The sequence below is a fragment of the Pseudomonas sp. GL_093 genome, assembly GCF_057837605.1.
On the sequence record NZ_CM174448.1, the window covers coordinates 1,232,833 to 1,252,733 of the forward strand.

Consider the following 19,901-nt stretch of genomic DNA (forward strand, 5'->3'; position numbering starts at 1 on the left):
TCTGGGTCTTTTTCTGGGAAGTGAACTGAAGCGGCAGTATGTCGCGGGCAGCGGAACCGTTTCAGCTTGACGGGCGCAAGGATAATGACCTGTTACAAATAGAGAAAGCGCTTTTGCTGACATGGAGCGTTTCGGATTTGGTAACAGTCAGTGGGAAAAGATCGCAGCCTCGTTTCACTCGACAGCTGCTACAGGTGAACGCATTCCAATGTAGGAGCTGTCGAGTGAAACGAGGCTGCGATCTTTTGCGTTTCACCTACATTTAACTGACCGCACACAGATCGCTTCCCCCCAACGAAGCCCTCGGCTAAGGTGCGCGGCTTCCCATTCTTTCACCGCTCGAAGGCCCGGCATGACCGAACAGAACAACAACCCGCTGCACGGCGTGACGCTGGAGCAAATCCTCAACGCGCTGGTTGAACACTACGAATGGTCGGGGCTGGCCGAGCGCATCGATATCCGCTGCTTCAAGAGTGACCCGAGCATCAAGTCGAGCCTGACATTCCTGCGTAAAACCCCGTGGGCACGGGAGAAGGTCGAACGCTTGTACGTGAAGTTGATGCGCACCAAGCGACCGGTCTGAGCATGGTCAATCCTCCGACGCCAGGTTCTGCCGCGAGGCGTCGTGTTGTCGCCGTGGCTGCGGTGCTTGGCTGGGCGGGACTGAGCATTCAGCTGTACCTGATTCTCTACTCACGCTGGACACTGGCGGCCAGCCTGCTCGGTGGGCTGGTCAGCTTCTTCAGCTATTTCACCGTGTTGAGCAATACGCTGGTGGCGACTGTGCTGACGTGTGAGCTGACGTCCCGCGAGTCGGCGGCGCGCCGCTGGTTTTTGCAGCCGTGGGTGAGTAGCGGCATTGCCGTGAGCATCGCCGTGGTCGGCCTGGGGTACAACGTGTTGTTGCGCCATTTATGGCATCCGCAAGGCTGGCAATGGCTGGCCGATGAGCTGATGCATGACGTCATGCCACTGCTGTTTCTGGCTTATTGGTGGTGCTGTGTGCCGAAAGGCACGTTAAGACTGCGGCATATCGCTGCGTGGGTGATCTATCCAGTGGTGTACTTCGCGTATTCGTTGTGGCGCGGGCGTCTGCTGGCGGTTTATCCCTATCCGTTTATTGATGTCGAGAAGCTGGGTTATCCACAGGTGTTCGTGAATGCTGGCGGGTTGTTGGTGGGGTTTGTGGGGATTGCGTTGGTGATCGTGGCATTGGATCGGTGGCGAAAGCCGAACTAGCGAACACCACCGATCCAATGTGGGAGCGAGCTTGCTCGCGATAGCGTCATCACATTCAACATTGATGTTGACTGACCCGCCGCTATCGCGAGCAAGCTCGCTCCCACAGGGGATTTTCGTCGAGGCTGTTACTCCTCGTCGCTGTCATCCAGCCGCCAGTAGCCGACGGCTTTGACGGACTGCTCGCTAAGCGCGTGCTCATCCAGCAACACCCGGCGTATCTGCCGCGATACTTTGCTCTCGGTCGCCACCCAGGCGTATAGATTGCCGCTGGGCACTTGCAGCTGCTTCACCGTCTTCAGCAGGTTGTCCTTGCCACCCTCGCGCAATACCCAGATCACGTTGACCTGTGCGGCGCTTTCCAGTCGTTGCTGTTCGGCGCCGTTCTCCACTTCCACAATCACCAATGCCCGGCGATTGGCCGCCAGGCCTTCCAGCCGCCGAGCGATTGCGGGCAGGGCGGTTTCGTCACCGATCAGCAGGTAACTGTCGAAGATGTCCGGCACGACCATCGAGCCCCGTGGCCCGCCGATGTGCAGAAACTGGCCGGGTTTGGCCTGTTCGGCCCAGGTCGCGGCAGGGCCATCGCCGTGCAGCACGAAGTCGATGTCCAGTTCCAGCGTGTCGAGGTCGTAGCGGCGCGGCGTGTAGTCGCGCATCGCCGGCATCGGCCCGTTGTCTTTGCCGGCACCGAGCACCAGGGTTTCCAGGGCGGCTTGTTCCGCTGCGTTTTGTGGGAACAACAGTTTGACGTGGTCGTCCGTGCCGAGGCTGACGAAGCCGGCCAGTTCCGGTCCGCCCAGCGTGATGCGGCGCATGCGCGGCGTCAGGTCGACCACCCGCAACACTTCCAGGCGACGGCGTTTGATCTCATGGCTGACACGGTGAATGGTTTGCACGATCACTTCAGTCATTCGGCTTGCTCCTGAACGGGTTGAACGACAGGGCCATCGACGATGGCTTTGGCGGTGTTGTTGAGCAGGTCGCGTACCCGCAGGATTTCTTCCGGGCTCCAGCGGCCGTGATGCATCTGCAAGGCATGACGCAAGTTGTGCACCGCTTCGTGAATCTCGGCGGGGCGGTCATGGCCGCGCAATGAGCGCTTGCTGACCTCGATGCGCATCCGCACGCCGTCCAGTGCGATCGCCTGATCGCTTAACGACAGACGTCCGGCATCGGTGATGGTGTAGCGTTTTTTGCCGCCCTCGGCGTCGCCCAGGATCATCTCGCTTTCTTCAAGGAAGGTCAGGGTCGGGTAAATCACACCGGGGCTGGGGCTGTACGCGCCGTCGAACATGCTTTCGATCTGGCGGATCAGGTCATAGCCGTGGCAAGGCTGCTCGGCGATCAGCGCCAGCAGCAGCAGTTTCAGGTCGCCGGGGGCGAACACCCGTGGTCCGCGTCCACCGCGTTCGCGACCGGGGCCAGGGCGTTTCTCGAAGCCGTCGCGGCCGTCGCTGTGTTCGCGGTGGGGGGAATGATGGTCTCTCATTTTCCTTCTCTCTCGTCGTATTTAGATACAACTTAAGATATATCTTAATCGCAGAGCAAGACGTTTTTTGCAAGGGGCTGTTCGGTGCCGACGGGCGGTTGGCGCGGTCAATGATGAAATTCACCAGGAAATATCACCGTACATAAGCTGATTTTGTCGCCGATACAGGAATTGTTTAATAGTTAAAGCTATTGCTCTAATAATAGTTGAGCTTATGTTCTAAAAATCCTGCAAGACCACTGTTGTCTAGGCGAAGCCGCTGTATGGTTTTTTTAGTAAAACTGTATGTAGGCTGTAACTTACAGTCACTGTTTGGTGTTTGAGTTTTTTGTTTATTTTTCCTTCTGGTTATGAGGTTGTTTAACTACGCGCTCATGGGAAGTTGCCTGCTTACTTTCCGGAACAAGAAGTCGAAGATGTTTCGGCGTTGGAGGTTCAAATAAAGCGACCTGTTACGGGTAAGCATTTTTTAACTTTCAATGAATCGATTCCATAAAGAAAACAGGTACTTAACAATGTTCAAGAAAATCGCAATCGCTGCCCCATTGGCTTTTTTGGCGCTGGGTTCCTCCGGCGCATTTGCCGCAGGTGAAGCTGCTCACTCCATCAGCATTGTCGCCCACGTGCCGACTAACGGTTTCTACGTGGTACCTACCAATCCTGACCTCGTCAACAAGGATCAGGATATGAGCTACCAGCCTACCACCGGCAAAATGGGAGAAGTGAACGGGTTCTTCGAAGTGCGTAACAACAGCGGTTCGGTTCACGCCAGCCTGGACGCCGCGCCAAAACTGATCTCTGGTGCCAATTCCATTGTTTTGAAAGTGGAACTCAATAACAGGGAACTCAACTTGACCCCGCAAATGGTTGTAGGTGAAGCCGAGTCTGACGTGAACTTCCGCGCACCGCTGAAAATCAGTGCGGTAGGTACAACCTTCGAGCCGGGCGACTACACCGGTGTCGTGGCAATGACCTTCGACGCTGTCCCTCCCGTGGGCGGCTCGCGCTAACTTTCAAAGTCGCGCAAACCGACAGGGCAAACAGCATTGTTTGTCCCGTCGGACTTCAACTCGATCGTAATCAGAGTAAGAGTTCATGTTCCCGATGACCCCCATCGCGGCTGCGCTTGCGTTGTTGTTTTGCGCCAGTGCAGCGGCGGCTCCCGTTTCTTCCGCCGGTACGACACCGCGAAGTCTCCTGGCGCAGGCCAAAGGTTTGCCGGCGGATTTTGAGGAGCATTTTTTTGATGTGCCTCTGGCTGTCCGGGTAGAACTCGATCAACAGCCTCTGGGAGAGGCCATGGTGGTGTTGTCTCGCGATGATCGCGTCACCCTGCTCGAATTTACCGACACCAGCGAAAACCGTTTCGGCCCCGCTGAACGGGAAAAATGGGCAAGTTATCTCAAGCCGGGTGTGCCGCTGGGCAATTGCACGGGATCATGCCCGGATCAGGTGCTGGCCGTGCACTACAACCTGGAAAGTTCGTTGGTTTCGATCCTCACCGAAAACGTCGAGCGCGATCTGGAGGCCAAGCGTTATTACGAGCAGCCGGATGGCGGCAGTAGTGGCCTGATGGTGCGCAACCAGCTCAACCTCAATGGCGGCCAGGATCAGGATCTGGGCGGGCGCTATGGCCTTGAAGCCAGCGCGAGCCTGGGCAACTGGAGCCAGACGTTCAACATGCAACTGGCCCGCCTCGGCGGTCCCGATGACAAGCTTTATCACGCGATCCATGAGCTTTACACCCAGCGCGAACTGCAAGGCAGCTTCCTGCGCCTGGGCTATTTCACCCCCAATTCCGAAGGGCTGACCCGCCAACCTCGAACGTTTGGCACCAGCCCCGATACCGCTGTCGGCGTCATGGTCGGCAGCTCCGACAGCCTGGCGATCAATAGCCCGATGCCCAGCGTTTATCCGATCTACGTCACGGCCAATCGCCAAGGCTCGGTGGAGATCTATCGCGATGGTCTGTTGATCAACACCCAGTCGGTACCCGCCGGTTTGCAGACCCTCGACACCCGGCCGCTACCGGGCGGGATTTACGAAGTGGAAGTGCGCCTGATCGAAGACGGTCAAATCACCTCAACCACCCAGGAGTTGGTGTACAAGCCCAGCAACTGGCGAAACCTCGACGAGCGCTGGCGCTACAACCTGTTTGCCGGTGAAGAAAGCAAACTGCTCAGTAACTGGGACCAGCAGTCCAGCGGCAGTCCGACGGCTGGGGCCTCGATCAATTACCTGATGCACCCACGAGTCATTCTCGGGCTATCGGCGCGGCAGATTCGCGAAAAACTGCAATATGGCAGTTCCATCGACTGGACCCTGGCCAATCACATCAGCCTGTACGCCAACGTGTATCAGACCCAGGATCATGGCACCGGTCTCGATCTGCAAAGTCTTTACAACTATGGCTCCGGTAGCCTGGTCATCAGCCACAACCGCAGTTGGCTGGACACCACGGACCTGTATGAAACCCTGCCGGACGGTACACGGGTGCGCCAACGCAACGTGTTCACTGGCGAAACCAGCAATTCATCCCTGGCGATCAACCATCGGGTCAGCAGTAAAAGTTCGATCAGCGGACGGGTGTCCCACAGTGAGGGCAACGTCGATGGCATCGGTATGGATCTGGGTTGGACCCAGCGCGCTACGTTGTTCGGCAGCGATGCGAGTTGGCGTCTGTCGTTATTTGATCGCCCCGGCAGTTTCAGCAGTGGCGACGCTCGCAACCGCGGGATCGACCTGAGCCTTAACCTTGCCTTGGGCGCGCCCGGCCAGCAGATCACCGGCAGCATCGGTTCGCGCACGGCCCGTGACGGCAGCCGCGACAACAATGCTTCCCTCGGCTGGCGCCAGGATTTCAACGATCACGTGCTGCAAAACGTCTCGATGACTGCACTCGCTGACACCTACGGTGTGGGGGTGTCGAGCCTTGCCAACTTTCGTACCGACGCAGTCAATGGCGACGGTTTCGTCCAGCGTTCGTCGTACAACGGCAACTTCACCGGCGGTCTTAACCTGGACAGCACCCTGGTCGTCGGCGGCGAGCAAATGCTCATGACCAGCCATTACGAAATGCGTGGCGCGGGAATGATTGTCGACGTGGAATCAGACATCGATGACATCACCCTGCGCGCCGACGACTACAGCGGCGGCGGTGCGGCGTTGAAACCCGGGCGCAACTTCATCCCGATCACCGCGTACCAGAACAGTTCGGTGAGTTTCGATTTCGAGGGCAACCATGTGCCGGCGGCGACCATCGAGCCGGCGCGTACCCGCTATCACCTGAACAAGGGCGGGGTGGAGTACCGCAAGGTCCGCGTGATGAAAACTCTGACCGTGCTAGGCCGGCTGGTCGATGCCCAGGGGCGACCGCTCAAGGGCCATCACGTGATCAACCACGCCAGCCGCGGAGTGACGGAAGTCGATGGGTTCTTCTCGATGGAAATGAACGCCGGCTCGCCGACGCTTGAAGTGCGCCAGGGCAATCAGCTGCTGTGCCAGTTTCGTCTTGATGCCAGTCGTCATCGCAGTGAAAACGATGTGTTGATGATTGGTGATCTGCGCTGCACGCCGGATACCCTGGCTGATGCGTCGTTTATTAAACAGAAGGCGGGTTGAAAAGATGATAAGGGGGAAAACAGGTGGAAGCCGCAGTTTTTGGTTTTTGATATTAAGCCTGATGGCCGAATCAGCGGTGAGTGCAACGATGGACATTCGTGCGGTGTTTCGACCCGATCCGTCAAAACCACTGCAAAACAAGTTTATTAACGAAACCACTGTAAGTGGACATTGCGAAATGCAACCTGCGTTTTGCAAAAACAGAGAGCTGTTTTCTTTGCTTATACCCATCGGATTCCGATCTGTTGCGCCCTTTGAGGCAGGGAATGCCGATCAACGAAGGGGGCCGATGTTTCGGGTACCCGGTGAATGGCAAAGACTGAGTGTCAAGCATTCAGAAACACTCGAAAGAGCTGATTTGGAAGTCCGGATAGTCTCGATCGGTGGCCGCTATATCCTGCCTGATACGGCGGAAAATCTGGTCGGTACAGGCGAGCCCACAACTGTTCAGGGTTGGCACACACGCCTTTGGGGCGACTGGACGTGGCAACCTCCTCAACCTTGTCAGTACACAGGAGGTATGTACACGTTACCGGCCAGTAGAACCTTCTTTTGGTTAACCACCGGATCCAGCGTGTGTGCCGCGAGGGCCAATTACCCAGTTCAGTCCGTGACCTATGACCGGATGCAGATTGGCTATGAGTTGCGTACGCCAAACCCGCTGCAGATGTCTTCCGGTAATTATTTTGGCAGTTGGACTTACACTATCGGACCAGAGATGGATTTCGACATGGGCGACATCATGCTGCCTGATGACCCGACCCTGACCCTAAGTTTCGATCTGGATGTGCAACACACCCTGAAGGTTGACCTGCCAGCGGGCGGCAACAAAGTTTCGCTGGAACCCGAGGGCGGGTGGCAACGCTGGATTGAAAGCGGTCGCAAACCGAACAAGATCTACCGCGACCAGCTGTTTTATCTGTCGGCGTCGTCGCGTTTCAAAGTCACGATGCTATGCGACTCGACCGGCGGCCCCCGCTGCAAGCTGTACAGCCCCCAAGGCAATACCACCGAAGTGGAAACCTACCTTACCTTACCCGACGGAATCACCGGGCCGGGCGGGCCGGAGCAGGTCAAGCTTTATCCGCTTGCCTACAACACCTGGTCATCAGTCTTTCAACCCGGGATCTATGTGAATCGCAAGGCCGGCTCGCTACGTTTCGAGATGCCCAAGGACTCCATCGATTTTCTGCTGCGGCCCGGCATGAGCGACACGTTCAGCGGCAACATCACCATTATCTGGGACTCGGATGTTTGACCGTTCGAGCCTGGCCACTTTTTTCTGATGAGATCAAAGACAATGAACCGTGTGTTTTTGCTGTGGGTGCTCAGTGTGTTTTGCGGGACGGCCAACGCCGGGCCGCAGATCAATGTCGGCACCGTGTATGACTATCTGGATGCGGATAAAAGTACCTACCTCAAACGGGTATTCAACAGCGGTGATGCCACCGCGTTCGTCAAGGTCAACGTGCTGGAAATCGTCTACGACGCCGATGGCGCGCCCAAGGAAATTCCGGTCGAGGCTGCCGTGGACGGTGCCTCGCGCAACGGCTTGATGGCCAGCCCGGCGCGGCTGATCGTACCGGCCCAGGGCATGCAGGGTACACGCTTGTTGTACATGGGCGAGCGAGACCAGGAACGCTATTTCCGCGTGCGTTTTGTGCCAGTGGTACCGGAGAAGGAAGATGAATTCGCCGTCTCAAGCGACGAGCGCGAAGACTACAAAAAAAACCTGTCTGCGGGGGTCAACGTGATGACCGGGTTTGGCACAGTCTTCTTCGTTCGTCCCAAAAACGCCCGTTTCGAGAGCGCCATCAGTGAAACCGATCAACGTTATGAGTTGCGCAATAACGGCAACACCGTGGTCATCGTCGACGAGTTCAAAAGTTGCGCAATCAGCAATGAAACCGAATGCGGAGCGACCACCAAACACCACGTCATGGCCGGCAAGGCATTTGGCTTCGACAAGGAAAAGGGGCGCGAATACCGTTTCACCCTGATCGAAGGCGACAGTAAAAAAGTCCTGAAGATTGCCAGCCGATAGGCCGGCTTTCCATTGACACAACGGGTATCGAACATGATCAAGCAATACGCCGCCGTCGCGCTGACGGCAATGACCGCACTGATGGGCTCTTTGACATGGGCTGCCCGGGAAGAGCACACCTTCGAGGTGTTCGTGAGCGTCCCGGCACGCTCGTTCTACGTGATCCCGGCCGAACCGGACTGGATACACCGGCCGCAGCGGTTGATCTGGAACCCCTCGACAACGACCCTGAGCAGTGTGCGCAGGAACTTTGATGTACGGCATGACACCAGCGCCATCGAAGCGCGCCTGGAGGCCGCTCCCTACCTGTCGAACGGCAGGGCGGTTGACGACATTGCGTTGCGGGTCATTTTCAACGGTGTGGAGTTGAGCCCGGACCTTGCCCCACGGCTGGTGGTGTCGGCGGCTGATGCGGCAGCAGGCAAGCGGGTATTGCTGGAAATCGATCCGGTAAAACCGGCGGGGGGCTTCCGCCCGGGGGATTACAGCGGCAACGTACTGTTGTTGTTCAACGCCAGGGCGCCGGGAGAGTGAGATGGAGCAGAAGCTTACTGACGCCCGTGACCGATTTGCATGGGAATGAAGCAGTGCGGGCGAATAGTGACGCAGTATCATGGTTATCCAGGACTCGGACGTGGGCTGTAAAACATGCCAAAGAAACCAGCCCTGAGTGGATCAGACTCGGGACTGGCATGGGGCTATTCGACTATCCTCAAAACGCGTTACCTCTAATAAATCCCGGCTCTTGCCATCGCTTCCCGAGTCAGTTTTCTGGCCAACTCATTTCGCTCATATCCCAGGTCTGACATCAGTCGCTCATACAACCGCGCGATCTCGTCTTTGACTTCGGTAAATGCTTCGGCCTGCGGAACACCAAGCTGCCGTGCCAATCTTTCCAGGGTTCTTTGGCGCGAAGTCAAATCTCTCGGATCTGTTGTATTTACCCAGTCTTGCTGGGCCAGGTGCAAGTCGTCAACGAGCTCCTGTTTCTCTTTGAAAAGGTGATCATTCGCGTCGAATTCCGCGGGATGGGTGTTTCGTAAATGTTTTTGCCAAAACGGATTCTCGAATGGATCGATCATCCCGTTGACCAACCCGTCGCCTTTCTCCCGTTCGATAATCGTCTCATAGGCTGTCTCGATCAGTTTCTGGTCTACACGCGCCGTTCGGTCAAACAGCATGTTTTCAGACTGCCAGGGTAATTCCAGCCGTTTGGCCAGCCCTGTCTCGAATGCCAGGTGCACCTCAACTTCATCCGGCGCGTGATAATCCGCGTCATTACGGCTTTTCTCGAGCTGAGCGCGGATTTCGGCTCTGGCTATTTCGCCCACTTGATCCAGACGAGCAGTACTCCTGGCCAGTTTGACAAGTCTGTTTTCCAGCTCCGCGGCAGATGTAGACTCTGTACGCGCCTTCGACACCAGGACTTTCATCCCCATGTTGTTAAACAATTGTGAACCTGCATCGGCGCAGGTTTCAGGATGGCTGGCCTGTTTGAACAATTCCTCGCGCAGGTCGGAGTCCAGTGCAGCGGCATCGACCATCTCCCAGACTCGCTTGGTGAGTCGTGTGCGCGTCTGAGGGTTGAGGTAATCCCGGCTCTGTCGCTGTTTGCGGATAACTTTGAAAAAATCGGCGGAATCGGGCTCAGACGCCACATCGTTCCAGGATTCATCCCTATACGTCCCGACCCCCGTTGAGGAACGATACATTCCTGCGTCGTCCGGTAACGACGTCCAATGGGCTATCTCGTCGGTTGCAACGCGTTCGTAGGTTTGTTCCGGGGACAAGCCTACTGACTGGCGATAATCTTTAAAACGGACTCGATCGACATCGTCAAGATTCCAAGTGTCCAGTCGCGTGCGTGCCACGATGAGCGCGTGATCTGAGCCGCGAACAACGTTTGGCACAGTTTTGATTGGGCTGCCGCGCAGGTCGAGATAAAAGCCTCGCGGGCGATGTTTTGCAATGATCCCGTCCATGAACAGACGTTCCGGCCAGGTGTCTAGGCCGGTGGTTCTCAAACTCAGGATTTTCAATCGGCGCATGCGTCCGACATCCACGCGGTGTAGTAACGGATTGTTGTCCAGTCTCAGTGTTTCCAAGCGCGTGAGGTCGCCCAATAGTCTGGCGGACTCAGGCGTCAACCTGATGTCGTTGTTGGTCAGGCGCAAGGTTTCAAGTAAATGCATCTTGCCGACACCGGCAGGCAGTTCTTTCAGATCACTGAAACGAGCGCTCAAATGACGCACGGTGCGTAAGTCGTTCAACAGGCCGCTGGCGTCGGCGGAAAAGCGCGCTTTGTCGAGATTAAGAACGGTAATCTGGTCGAGATACTTTTTGATATTGGGTTGTTTACCCAGATCTCTCCACCAGCGATCAAGATTCGGCCCCATTAAGTCTGAGGACAGGTCCAGCGTATAGCCGTTTTCCGGGTGGGTATTGCGTTCGCCGAATGCCTCACTCTTGCGTTCGAAGCATTCAAGGAGTCGTTCTCGAATGTGCCTTCCTCCATGAAACCTGAAGTTGTAATAATCAATTCCAGGTTCCGAGTCGGACGACACGTAACCCAGCACTTTTCTTTCCCATTGCGCCAACATATCCCTCAGTTCGGTGAGTTCGTCCTTGATCCGGTCAAGGGCAAGGTCGGGATCACCTTTGGCACGCAAGGACTCAAAAAAGGTGTGCGCCTCCTGTTCGCTAAAACCGGGATACAGATTCTTGATTCTCTCTTGAGGCGTGGCCGGGCTTCTGAAGAGCACCGGCCCACGCACCAGGTTGACGGTTTTAATGTCGGCCACGGGGCGAATGGGGGGTTCTGCCATTGCTGTCCGACGTTCAGCAGGTGCTGCGGACTTTTCCATGATCCAGATTTTGAGCAGGCGACCCTGACCCCGTTGATAGCCCAACGCCGCGCGTTTGTCCTCCGGCAAGGCGCGCAGGATCGACTCATAGAAGTCGCCTGTGTTGTGCAGTTTTTTATTGTCCCCGTCGAGCACTTCGTATTGACCGTGTTCATCCCGGATCAGCCGTCGAACCGTCGAAGCATCCTCCGGACCCGCGCTGCAGCGCAGTGTGCCGTCATGAGTGCCGTCCCAAACTTCGATGCGTAAATCGGCGAAGCTGTCGGTGTGGAATTTCAATGTGTTGAGCGCCAGCCTTTCGGTGTCCGGTACAACCTGCTCATTGCGATAAAAACCATAGTAGGCTCTGGCGGTTCCGGCTTCGAAGTTCATTTCACGGGCCAGGGTTTTAATGCGGAGCGGCAGGCGACTTTCTTCGGCCATTATCGTGCGCTCGGCGGCTTTTGTGTCAGCCAGCACTGTTTCTGCGACGGTGAGAGGGATGTTCGGGAAGGATTGCCTCAGCAGCAGGATTTGCGCCTTGTCCGACGTCTCTCCTGCTTGGTACAGGCGCTTTGAGGTTTCGCCTGAGCGTCCGTCGAGGGCCTTGGCCTCGTCATACGCAATGAAGCGCTTGATCGTGTCAGCCAAAATCGGTGGAGGCGGCGCGCTATCGATATGCATGCGGCGTAGCGCATTGGTTTGCGTGCCGCTGCTGACGCGGATCTGCTCAAGCTCCGTGGGCGAGAAGCGATCTACGCGGTGGCCGAGGCGGCGCATCAAGGTTTCGCTTTCCCAATCGACCGGGTTTTCCGCCTCGTGCACCCAGGCGCCATGGCCGTTGTGTTCCAGCGTGGGCGTGTAGGCATTAGGGCGAGTAGGGTGCTTGATACGGTGCGTCCTGGAGGTCGGCGTCTTCGAGGCTTTCTCGACGACGTAGAGCTTGTCATCCAGCGGCAGAATGTTCTGATTGGCGTGGCGATGCAGGCCGTATTCGTCGGGTTTTGAGTCCGCCGAGAGGGTGACATTCTTCTGCTCGTAAGGTGCGAGATCGGGTTGCCATAACGTTTTTTTGCCATCAGGCAGATTGACCGGTTTCATGCCTTCGACCAGCGGCGACAGTTTCAACTTCAAAGCGTTACCTATTTCAGCGCCGGCTCCAAATGCCGCCAGTTGAATGACATCCGTCACCACGCTGATCACATGTTCGGCCGCTTCAGAACCGAGACCTTCAGCCAGATCGACGACCCCTTCGATGACGTCATTGGTCAGCTGGTAAACGGTGTACGCCATCATCAGTTCGCCCAACCCCGGCACGAACGGCGTGGCGATCAACAGCGCGACATTGAAAATGTCCGAAACGATTTTCTTGAAGTTGTCCCACCAGGCCCAGCGCGCGTTGCTGTCCGTGTCGGCGGTGGACACGGCGATCTCCCGTGCATCGTTGAGGATCTTGTTGAGCTTTTGACGGTAGGCGTATGCCCAATAATTGCCGGAGAGTGGCAGGTGCTCGAACTCCAGGCGGGGGCGAGCCACAGCATCCTCTCGCCACGTCGGACGCTGATCCGTCGGATCCTCTTTGTCATGCCACCTGACAGTCACGAGCCGTCGATCGAGGTCGGCGAAAAAATGCCCGCGCTGCTGTTGATCGACGAATTGGCTGAAAAATTGTCGATAGCTCTGCTTCGATGATGCGCCGACTTTGTTTTCGCGTAACTGACGCGCCAGTTCAGTCATGAACGTGTCGGCTGAGTCGTACTCCTTAAGCGGGTGATCGGGGTCATGGGGGATGTAGGCAATGAGCCGCCGAATGCCGCCACTGCCGGGCACGGCAGGAATCAGCAGGACAATGCCGGTCAGGCGGGTTCCCATCATCGACAGGTCGCAGCAGCGCATGAGCCTGCCATTGAGCAGCAGCTGAGGTTCATCCTTGGCAAATTCCAGCATCAGCTGGCAGGTATCGTACTGGATATCGCCGGTGATCCATGCCAGTTGCGCGGCGACGGCGAGTGCGTCTTTCTGGCTTTCGGTCACCTTAAGTTGCGTGAAGGCATCGGCTACCGGTTCGCCGGACAGCAAATAGCTGTCGAGGTGTTTCTTGTAAAGCGCGCCGAGGTCCAGTTCCCGGCACAGGGCCTGAAACTGGCCGATGGTCATTTTGTGCTTGATCGCGATGACATCGAAGTGGCCGAGATCGTCGGGTTTGCTGATGAACTGCGAGTCGGCATCGACCGTTTCGGTCTTGGCGAAGTTATGCAGCGCCGCATCCAGCAGGGACACGGTCCGGGTCGTGACACCGCCCGTCACATCATGCGCATGCCAAGGCAAATTCTTGGGCAGGTACAAGCGCAGGTAAGTCGTGCTGACGTCATCCTCGATGCCGTAGCGTTCCTTGAGTTTCGCTTGGAGCAGGGGCTTGGCAAACGGATACACGTCCAGTTGTTTGAACAGATGATCCACCCGGTTCTGCGAGCCCCAGGCCTTGAGGTTAGCGGCCTTGAGCTTGTCATGATGGGAGGCGGACACGGTGGTGTACCACGGCTGCATCTTCAATGGAGTGGCCGCCAGGGCCAGGCCTCGGTTGAGGGTGGCGGTTTTGAAATTGTCGCTGGTGGCGTTCCTGATGAAGTCGTAGTACCGGCCTTTATCGGTGTTTGCGGCAGGCGTGGGAGCGTCAGACATGGCAATCATCCTTGATCGTTTTAAGAATGATCAGCCTATCTGTCGGGGCTAAAAACAACAGTCTAAAGATCTGTGCTTAACCGGCGCTTTCAGCCGGTAAACAGGTCAGTATTCAAATCTGAAAAATAATTAAATACCACCTGCTGCGCAAAAGTTCACAGTCGCGATATCGCAACCGGCAGGCACATCGTGTGGCTGCCCGGTTGCAGGTACGGCGTCAGAATCGGCGCCATCCCCTTGAGCACTTGCACTGGCAAGGCCGAGGTGAACTTGAACGCTTCGGCCGATTGCCCGGGCACGAACGCAGTCATCGTGCCGAAGTGACGATCGCCGATGTAGAACACGAAGGTCGCGGTGCGGTTGATGGATTTCGAACTCAGAATTCGCCCACCCGAACCGAAGGCTTCGATGCGGTTATCGCCCGTACCGGTCTTGCCGCCCATGGCCAACGGTTTGCCATCGGGCGTCACGAAACTGCCGGACACACGCTTGGCCGTACCGGCATCCACCACCTGCGACAACGCTTCACGCATGGCCGTGGCCACCTCGGAAGGCATCACCCGTTTACCGACATCCGGATCATTGATCAGTTTGGTTTCATATGGCGTGTTCGCCGCGAAGTGCAGGCTGTCGATGCGCAGAGTCGGCATGCGCACGCCGTCGTTGAGGATGGTACCGATCAGCTCCGCCAAGGCGGCCGGACGGTCGCCGGAACTGCCGATGGCCGTGGCCAGCGACGGCACCAGATGGTCGAATGGATAGCCGACTTTCTGCCAGCGTTGGTGAATGTCGAGGAACGCCTCAATCTCCAGCATGGTGCGAATGCGGCTGTCGCGGGCACCCTTGTGACGGCTTTTGAACAGCCAGCTGTAGACTTCCTGGCGTTCGAACTGGCTGGCTTTGACGATCTGGCTGAACTTGGCGTCGGGGTTTTTCAACAAGTAGCCGATCAACCATAGATCCAGCGGGTGAACCTTGGCGATGAAGCCCTGGTCCGGTAGGTCGTAGGCGCCAGGGCCGTAGCTTTCGTAGAGCCGCTGGAGGCGTTCGTCGGTCAGTTTTTCGGTGAGCTTGGCGCCTGACAGGTGCGAGCGCACGAACATGTTGAAGCTTTCCTGACTGGCCTGTGGCAACAGATAACGATGCACCGCGGCCATGCGAATCGGTGTCGGGCGCATGCTGTCGAGGAAGGTCTCGAGCCGCGCCTGGGTGTCCTTGTTCTTGTATCTCTTCCAGAACTTCAGCAGGAACGACGTGCCTTCGCGGTCGGCGAACGAGGCCAGGTATTCCTGACGCCGAGGGTCGCGGTCGTCCTTGAGCAATTCGGCGCTGCTATTGGCGCCGGAGTACGTGGTGTAGCGCACCAGGTCACGCATCAGCCGAATGAACGGCAGGTTGATCGACTCACGCAGGGCATCACGCAGGGTAGGAATGCGGCCGTTGTCTTCTTTGCGAAAGTTAACGAATGTGTGCAGCCCGCCACCGGTGAAAAAAGCTTCACCGGGGCTGGCCGAGTATTTGCGATCCAGCGCAGCGCCGAGCATGCCTGGCAAGTTGCGGTCTTTGTTCTGGATCAGGTAATCGACGGCCCAGCGACTCAGGCGGTCCTGATCAGGGACGTCGACCTTCTTCAGTTCCGGGACGGTCATCGTTGCGTACTTATCGTGCAGCTCGGCGATGATCTGCAAATAGGTGGTCAGCACACGCATCTTGGCGGTGGAGCCCAGTTCCAGCTTGCTGCCTTCATTGATATCGAACGGCTGGTCGGTGCTGTCGGTCTGCACCCGCACCCGCGAGCCGTCCGGGGTCAGTTCGAACAGCGTGAAGCTGTAGCGCACTTGGGTGGTACTGGTGGGGGTCAGCAGGCGTTCGCCCATCAAGCCGATCTGCGCAGCAAACACAGGGTCGGCCAGATGCTTCAGGTACTCGGTAGCCTTGGTTTGCAACTCGCCTTGCAGGGTGCTGGTGGCGGAAAGATCAAGGCGATCGAGGTCGTACAGCGGACGGTTGAGCAACCCGCCCAGACGACTGCGTGCCACGCTGATGCCCTTGTTGGTTTCGATCGGCTGAATGGTTGGCTGTGTCTGCCAGTCGCGATAGGTCACTTTGCTGGTCAATGCCGCTGCCGCGAGTGGCGCATCGATCACGTCATTCAGTGCCAGCAGGCGAATGTGGCTGTCGGTGAGTTCGGCCAGTTCATCGTGGCCCTTGGTCAGGTAGTGGGAAGGGCGGCGCTGGGCAATCATCAAAGACAGCATCTCACGCAGAGCCAGACCTTTTTCCGACATGCTTTTCGGATCTGTCTCCTTGCTGGCCAGCCGCTCGTTGGCCTGGTTGAAATCGGCGCCGTACCAGACGCGCAAACCTTCGGCCATGCCATGCACTTCACCGTGGCCCGGTACTGCCGACAGGGGCACGCTGTTGAGGTAATCGCGGATCACGTTCTGCCGGGCTTCGAGGGTCTCCGGTCCGGCCTGATAAGCGCGCACACTGGCAGAAATCATCTGACGGATTTTTTCCGCACCCGACACGGTCAGGCCATCGGGCGAATGCCGGTACTTCTCAAGTTGCGTGGCCAGGGTACTGCCGCCCGCCGACTGGCCTGGCAGGTGCATCAACTTGGCGACCTGGGACCACGCCGCCATGCCGAACCGTGGCCAATCCACGGCAGGGTTGGCCCGGGGCTGATGGGGGTCGAGCAGAAAGCGGTTTTCGATGAACAGCAAACTGTTGACCACCACGGGGGGGATCGCCGCAAAGCTTGAATACAGTTGTTGTGGGTATTTGTACTGGTAAAGCGGTGCCGCACGGCAATCGGTGATCGACAATCCAGCCTGGATTTTCTCCGCGTAGGGCACGAAAAAGCCCTTTTCGGTGTAGTCCATCAACTTTTGGGAAAACCGGGTCTGTGACGCCACAACGTAGTCGCGCTTGATCAGACGCGGCAGGAATTCACCCAGGGAGCTGTAGCCCAGACGCAGATCGAAAGGGCCCGCGCCCGGATAGCGAATGGCATCGCTGGGACCGGGTTTCAGCTCGTAGCTCAGGGTGGCGGCGAATTGGCTGAGTTCCCGGGATTGAAACTTCGACGTGCGCATTTCCTTGGCCGCGGCCAGCCCGAGGACAATCAGAATTATCAGCAACAACAACCAGAACGCCCCCCAACCGTGCTTTATACGACTGCGAGGGGGTTTTTCAGGTAAAGGCGCTTCATCCACACGTTCAGTCGGAACCACATTTTTTCTCGAATCGGTTTGCCATAAAGCGCCCATAGTCGACTGATCCATTCACGCAGATTGAGAGGACTTGTCTGAAGCTTAGACGGTGGTTGGCCTTGGTGAAAAAATTGTGAATACACAAATCGTGAATTTTCATCGTCAAGTCCCGCTTTACGGCTACTGCGCAACCGAACGGGGATAAAAGCTCGCTCGGCCTGATGAGTGGTGAGGAGCGAGACGGGCATGCGCTAATGCCGATCAGTTAAGGAACGACACAGTCCGTAGCAGCTGGCGAAGCCTGCGTTCGGCTGCGAAGCAGTCGTGAAATCAGACGATGCGGTCTTTCAGGAAGACCGCAAACTCAGGTTTTACGACTGCTTCGTCCGAACGCGGCCCGAACCGAACGCAGGCTTCGCCAGCTGCTACGGATCGCGTTTTGGTTTATTCCCTCTCGGCTTGGGTCATCGAAGCCCAAAGCGCCACCCAGTCCGGTATCCGCCGCCAATACGGCATGGGCATCGGCTTATGCACCGACTTCCCGCGTAGCGCGGGAGCGGAATAAAAAATGGGCACGCCAACGAGGTTGGGTGCCCATTTTTTATGCCTGACGAATCAGCTGACTCGATTTTGAAGCTTGGCGAAAATCGCCGCCATCTCGGGTTCATCCAGATGATCCAGCATTCGCTCCACCAACAAATGCACGCCGTCAGCCATGCGGCTGAGCGCCAAGGCTACGGAGCGGCGGGAACCGTCCACATCGTCGGCGAGGTTGGCGGCGATGGCGCTGATGGACAGCAAATCTTCCGAGGCATTGGCGAGAAGGGTTTCAGGGTGGATGCCCGAGCAGACGCTGAAGAGCTGGCCGTTGCGTTTTGGTGGCTTGGGGTCGGCTGGCGGGAAGTGATGGTCGAGGGCACGCTCGGCGGCTTCGTTGAGTTTGTTTGAATCGGGGCTTTCGTAGGGGGAGACCGGATCGGTGTCCGGCGGGTTGGGTGTGACCTTGAACATGGTGACTTTCCTATAGTAGGGCCGTGACCATCTCGCGACTAAACGAAAGGGAGGCGGCTGTGCGCAAGTTAGTCGACCGGTCAAGCCACCAAACCCGGTGCGCCCGAGGGCGCCATGCGCACAGCCACCATCAAGTGCAGGCGAACCTGACTGGATGACACTTGTGCAACCGTAGATGACTAGCCGAGCGACTAAACCCGATCACTGATGGGCAGTGACAGGAACCAAGTTACCGACCGCCCCCTAGGCGCACAAGCCGGCAGATTCTGGCGTAGCCGTAGGCAAAGACGCAAGGTGTTGTAGCTTGCAGGAAGTAACCTTGAGGCGTTTTAAACAAGCGCTAGCGAGCGGTGTTTAACCATCGGAAATGTTGGCAAGAAAGAATCTTCCATGCGTCGGGAGTGTCATAAATTTTGTGTTCGGGCATAACATGTTGCAGAGGTGCATGTATGCCGACCAAGAAAAAACCGGCCAGTGGGGCCGCGCGAGACCTTCCAGCCATTCCAAAAGAGCTGATTGATCAGTTCGTAAACGGCCCGATGAGTGCCGAAGCCATTCAGGATGCCTCGATGGCGTTCAAGAAGGCGCTCATCGAGCGAGCCCTTGGTGCCGAGTTGGGGCACCACCTTGGTTATCCTCAGGGCGCGGAGCGCCCCGAGGAGTCGAGTAACCAACGTAACGGCCGAAGCGGCAAGACCGTGCTGACCGATGACGGCCCGTTGCGCCTGGATATTCCCAGAGACCGCGATGGCAGCTTTGCTCCGATCCTGATCCCCAAACACGAGCGCCGGTTTACAGGCTTCGACGACAAGATCATTGCTATGTATGCCCGCGGCATGAGTGTTCGCGAGATTCGTGCATTTCTCTCGGAGCAATACGGAACAGACGTCTCCCATGACTTCATCAGCTCCGTCACCGATGCTGTTCTGGAAGAAGTCAGTACCTGGCAGCAACGACCACTTGAACCCATGTACCCAGTCATTTTCTTCGATGCTCTGCGGGTCAAAATCCGTGACGAAGGGGTGGTTCGCAACAAGGCAATCTACTTGGCCCTGGGCGTGTTGCCGGACGGCACACGAGATATTTTGGGGATCTGGATTGAGACCACTGAGGGTGCCAAGTTCTGGATGAAGGTCTTCAATGACCTCAAGACCCGAGGCGTCGAAGACGTTTTGATCGCGGTAACTGACGGACTTAAAGGCATGCCAGAAGCCTTAAGTGCGGTGTTTCCTCAGACGACGTTGCAAACCTGTATCGTCCACTTGATCCGTAACAGCCTTGATTACGCGGCTTGGGACAAGCGCCGCGAACTGGCCAAGGCCCTGAAACCGATCTATCAAGCACTCAACGCTGAAGTTGCCGAGCAGGCTCTAGAGGCCTTCGAGTCTGGACCTTGGGGTAAGCAATATCCAACGGTGGCTGCGGCCTGGAGACGTGCCTGGGATCGAGTCATCCCGTTTTTTGTCTTCCCGCCAGCCATACGAAAAGTGATCTACACCACTAATGCTATCGAGAGCATCAATGCTCAGTTGCGCAAGATCATCAAGACAAGGGGGCACTTTCCAACCGACGATGCAGCGACGAAGTTGATCTGGCTGGCATTGCAAAATATCACCGCCAATTGGGGCAGCCCCGCCCATGACTGGAAGAACGCCATGAATCAGTTTGCGGTCTTGTACGGAGATCGATTCATCAGGCCGACCTGGTGAAATGAAGGCCTGCCTGACGGCAGGCCATTACCGGCCCGCACACAA

General features: G+C 57.1%; 14 protein-coding genes. 9 read left to right on the top strand and 5 right to left on the bottom strand.

Translation table 11 applies throughout. The features are described 5' to 3' along the window. Positions 1-352: 352 nt before the first annotated feature. Positions 353-583, top strand: a complete 231-nt coding sequence (locus tag AC3IUE_RS05450) for a VF530 family protein (RefSeq protein WP_007944895.1) — start codon at positions 353-355, stop codon at positions 581-583. Positions 584-585: 2 nt separating this feature from the next. Next, positions 586-1,239, top strand: a complete 654-nt coding sequence (locus tag AC3IUE_RS05455; RefSeq protein ID WP_489266022.1) for a Pr6Pr family membrane protein — start codon at positions 586-588, stop codon at positions 1,237-1,239. A 128-nt stretch (positions 1,240-1,367) separates the two neighbouring features. On the opposite strand, the gene AC3IUE_RS05460 is transcribed toward AC3IUE_RS05455, so the two are convergent. Further along, positions 1,368-2,153: a siderophore-interacting protein gene (locus AC3IUE_RS05460; RefSeq protein ID WP_489266024.1), complete on the bottom strand. Its 786-nt coding sequence runs from the start codon at positions 2,151-2,153 to the stop codon at positions 1,368-1,370. Next, on the bottom strand, positions 2,150-2,731 hold the full coding sequence (locus AC3IUE_RS05465) for a PadR family transcriptional regulator (RefSeq protein ID WP_056743347.1): 582 nt from the start codon (positions 2,729-2,731) through the stop codon (positions 2,150-2,152). The genes AC3IUE_RS05460 and AC3IUE_RS05465 overlap by 4 nt, the downstream gene beginning before the upstream one ends. Positions 2,732-3,246: 515 nt before the next feature. Between AC3IUE_RS05465 and AC3IUE_RS05470 the strand changes: the two genes are divergently transcribed. From AC3IUE_RS05470 to AC3IUE_RS05490, 5 genes are all read left to right on the top strand, one after another. Beyond that, positions 3,247-3,741 carry a CS1 type fimbrial major subunit gene (locus AC3IUE_RS05470; protein WP_489266026.1) on the top strand — a complete coding sequence of 165 codons (495 nt, stop codon included), beginning with the start codon at positions 3,247-3,249 and terminating at the stop codon, positions 3,739-3,741. A gap of 85 nt (positions 3,742-3,826) precedes the next feature. Further along, positions 3,827-6,352 carry a CS1-pili formation C-terminal domain-containing protein gene (locus AC3IUE_RS05475; RefSeq protein WP_489266028.1) on the top strand — a complete coding sequence of 842 codons (2,526 nt, stop codon included), beginning with the start codon at positions 3,827-3,829 and terminating at the stop codon, positions 6,350-6,352. Further along, positions 6,321-7,610 (top strand): hypothetical protein, encoded by a 1,290-nt coding sequence (locus AC3IUE_RS05480; protein WP_489266030.1) that lies wholly within the window; start codon positions 6,321-6,323, stop codon positions 7,608-7,610. Before AC3IUE_RS05475 ends, AC3IUE_RS05480 begins: the two co-directional genes overlap by 32 nt. 42 nt (positions 7,611-7,652) lie before the next feature. Beyond that, positions 7,653-8,396, top strand: coding sequence for a molecular chaperone (locus AC3IUE_RS05485; RefSeq protein ID WP_489266032.1), 744 nt, complete (start codon positions 7,653-7,655; stop codon positions 8,394-8,396). A 33-nt stretch (positions 8,397-8,429) separates the two neighbouring features. Then, a complete protein-coding gene (locus AC3IUE_RS05490; RefSeq protein WP_489266034.1) occupies positions 8,430-8,930 on the top strand; it encodes a CS1 type fimbrial major subunit in 501 nt (166 codons plus the stop codon). A 194-nt stretch (positions 8,931-9,124) separates the two neighbouring features. Here AC3IUE_RS05490 and AC3IUE_RS05495 read toward each other — a convergent pair whose 3' ends face one another. Then, on the bottom strand, positions 9,125-13,921 hold the full coding sequence (locus tag AC3IUE_RS05495; RefSeq protein WP_489266036.1) for an NEL-type E3 ubiquitin ligase domain-containing protein: 4,797 nt from the start codon (positions 13,919-13,921) through the stop codon (positions 9,125-9,127). A 155-nt stretch (positions 13,922-14,076) separates the two neighbouring features. Next, positions 14,077-17,193, bottom strand: a complete 3,117-nt coding sequence (locus AC3IUE_RS05500) for a transglycosylase domain-containing protein (RefSeq protein WP_489266039.1) — start codon at positions 17,191-17,193, stop codon at positions 14,077-14,079. A gap of 382 nt (positions 17,194-17,575) precedes the next feature. Between AC3IUE_RS05500 and AC3IUE_RS05505 the strand changes: the two genes are divergently transcribed. Further along, positions 17,576-17,701 carry a hypothetical protein gene (locus AC3IUE_RS05505; protein WP_489266041.1) on the top strand — a complete coding sequence of 42 codons (126 nt, stop codon included), beginning with the start codon at positions 17,576-17,578 and terminating at the stop codon, positions 17,699-17,701. Positions 17,702-17,751: 50 nt separating this feature from the next. Here AC3IUE_RS05505 and AC3IUE_RS05510 read toward each other — a convergent pair whose 3' ends face one another. Further along, a complete protein-coding gene (locus AC3IUE_RS05510) occupies positions 17,752-18,147 on the bottom strand; it encodes a DUF6124 family protein (protein ID WP_489266043.1) in 396 nt (131 codons plus the stop codon). Positions 18,148-18,596: 449 nt separating this feature from the next. On the opposite strand from AC3IUE_RS05510, the gene AC3IUE_RS05515 reads away from it, so the two are divergent. Next, positions 18,597-19,856, top strand: coding sequence for an IS256 family transposase (locus tag AC3IUE_RS05515; RefSeq protein ID WP_489263864.1), 1,260 nt, complete (start codon positions 18,597-18,599; stop codon positions 19,854-19,856). Positions 19,857-19,901 lie beyond the last annotated feature (45 nt).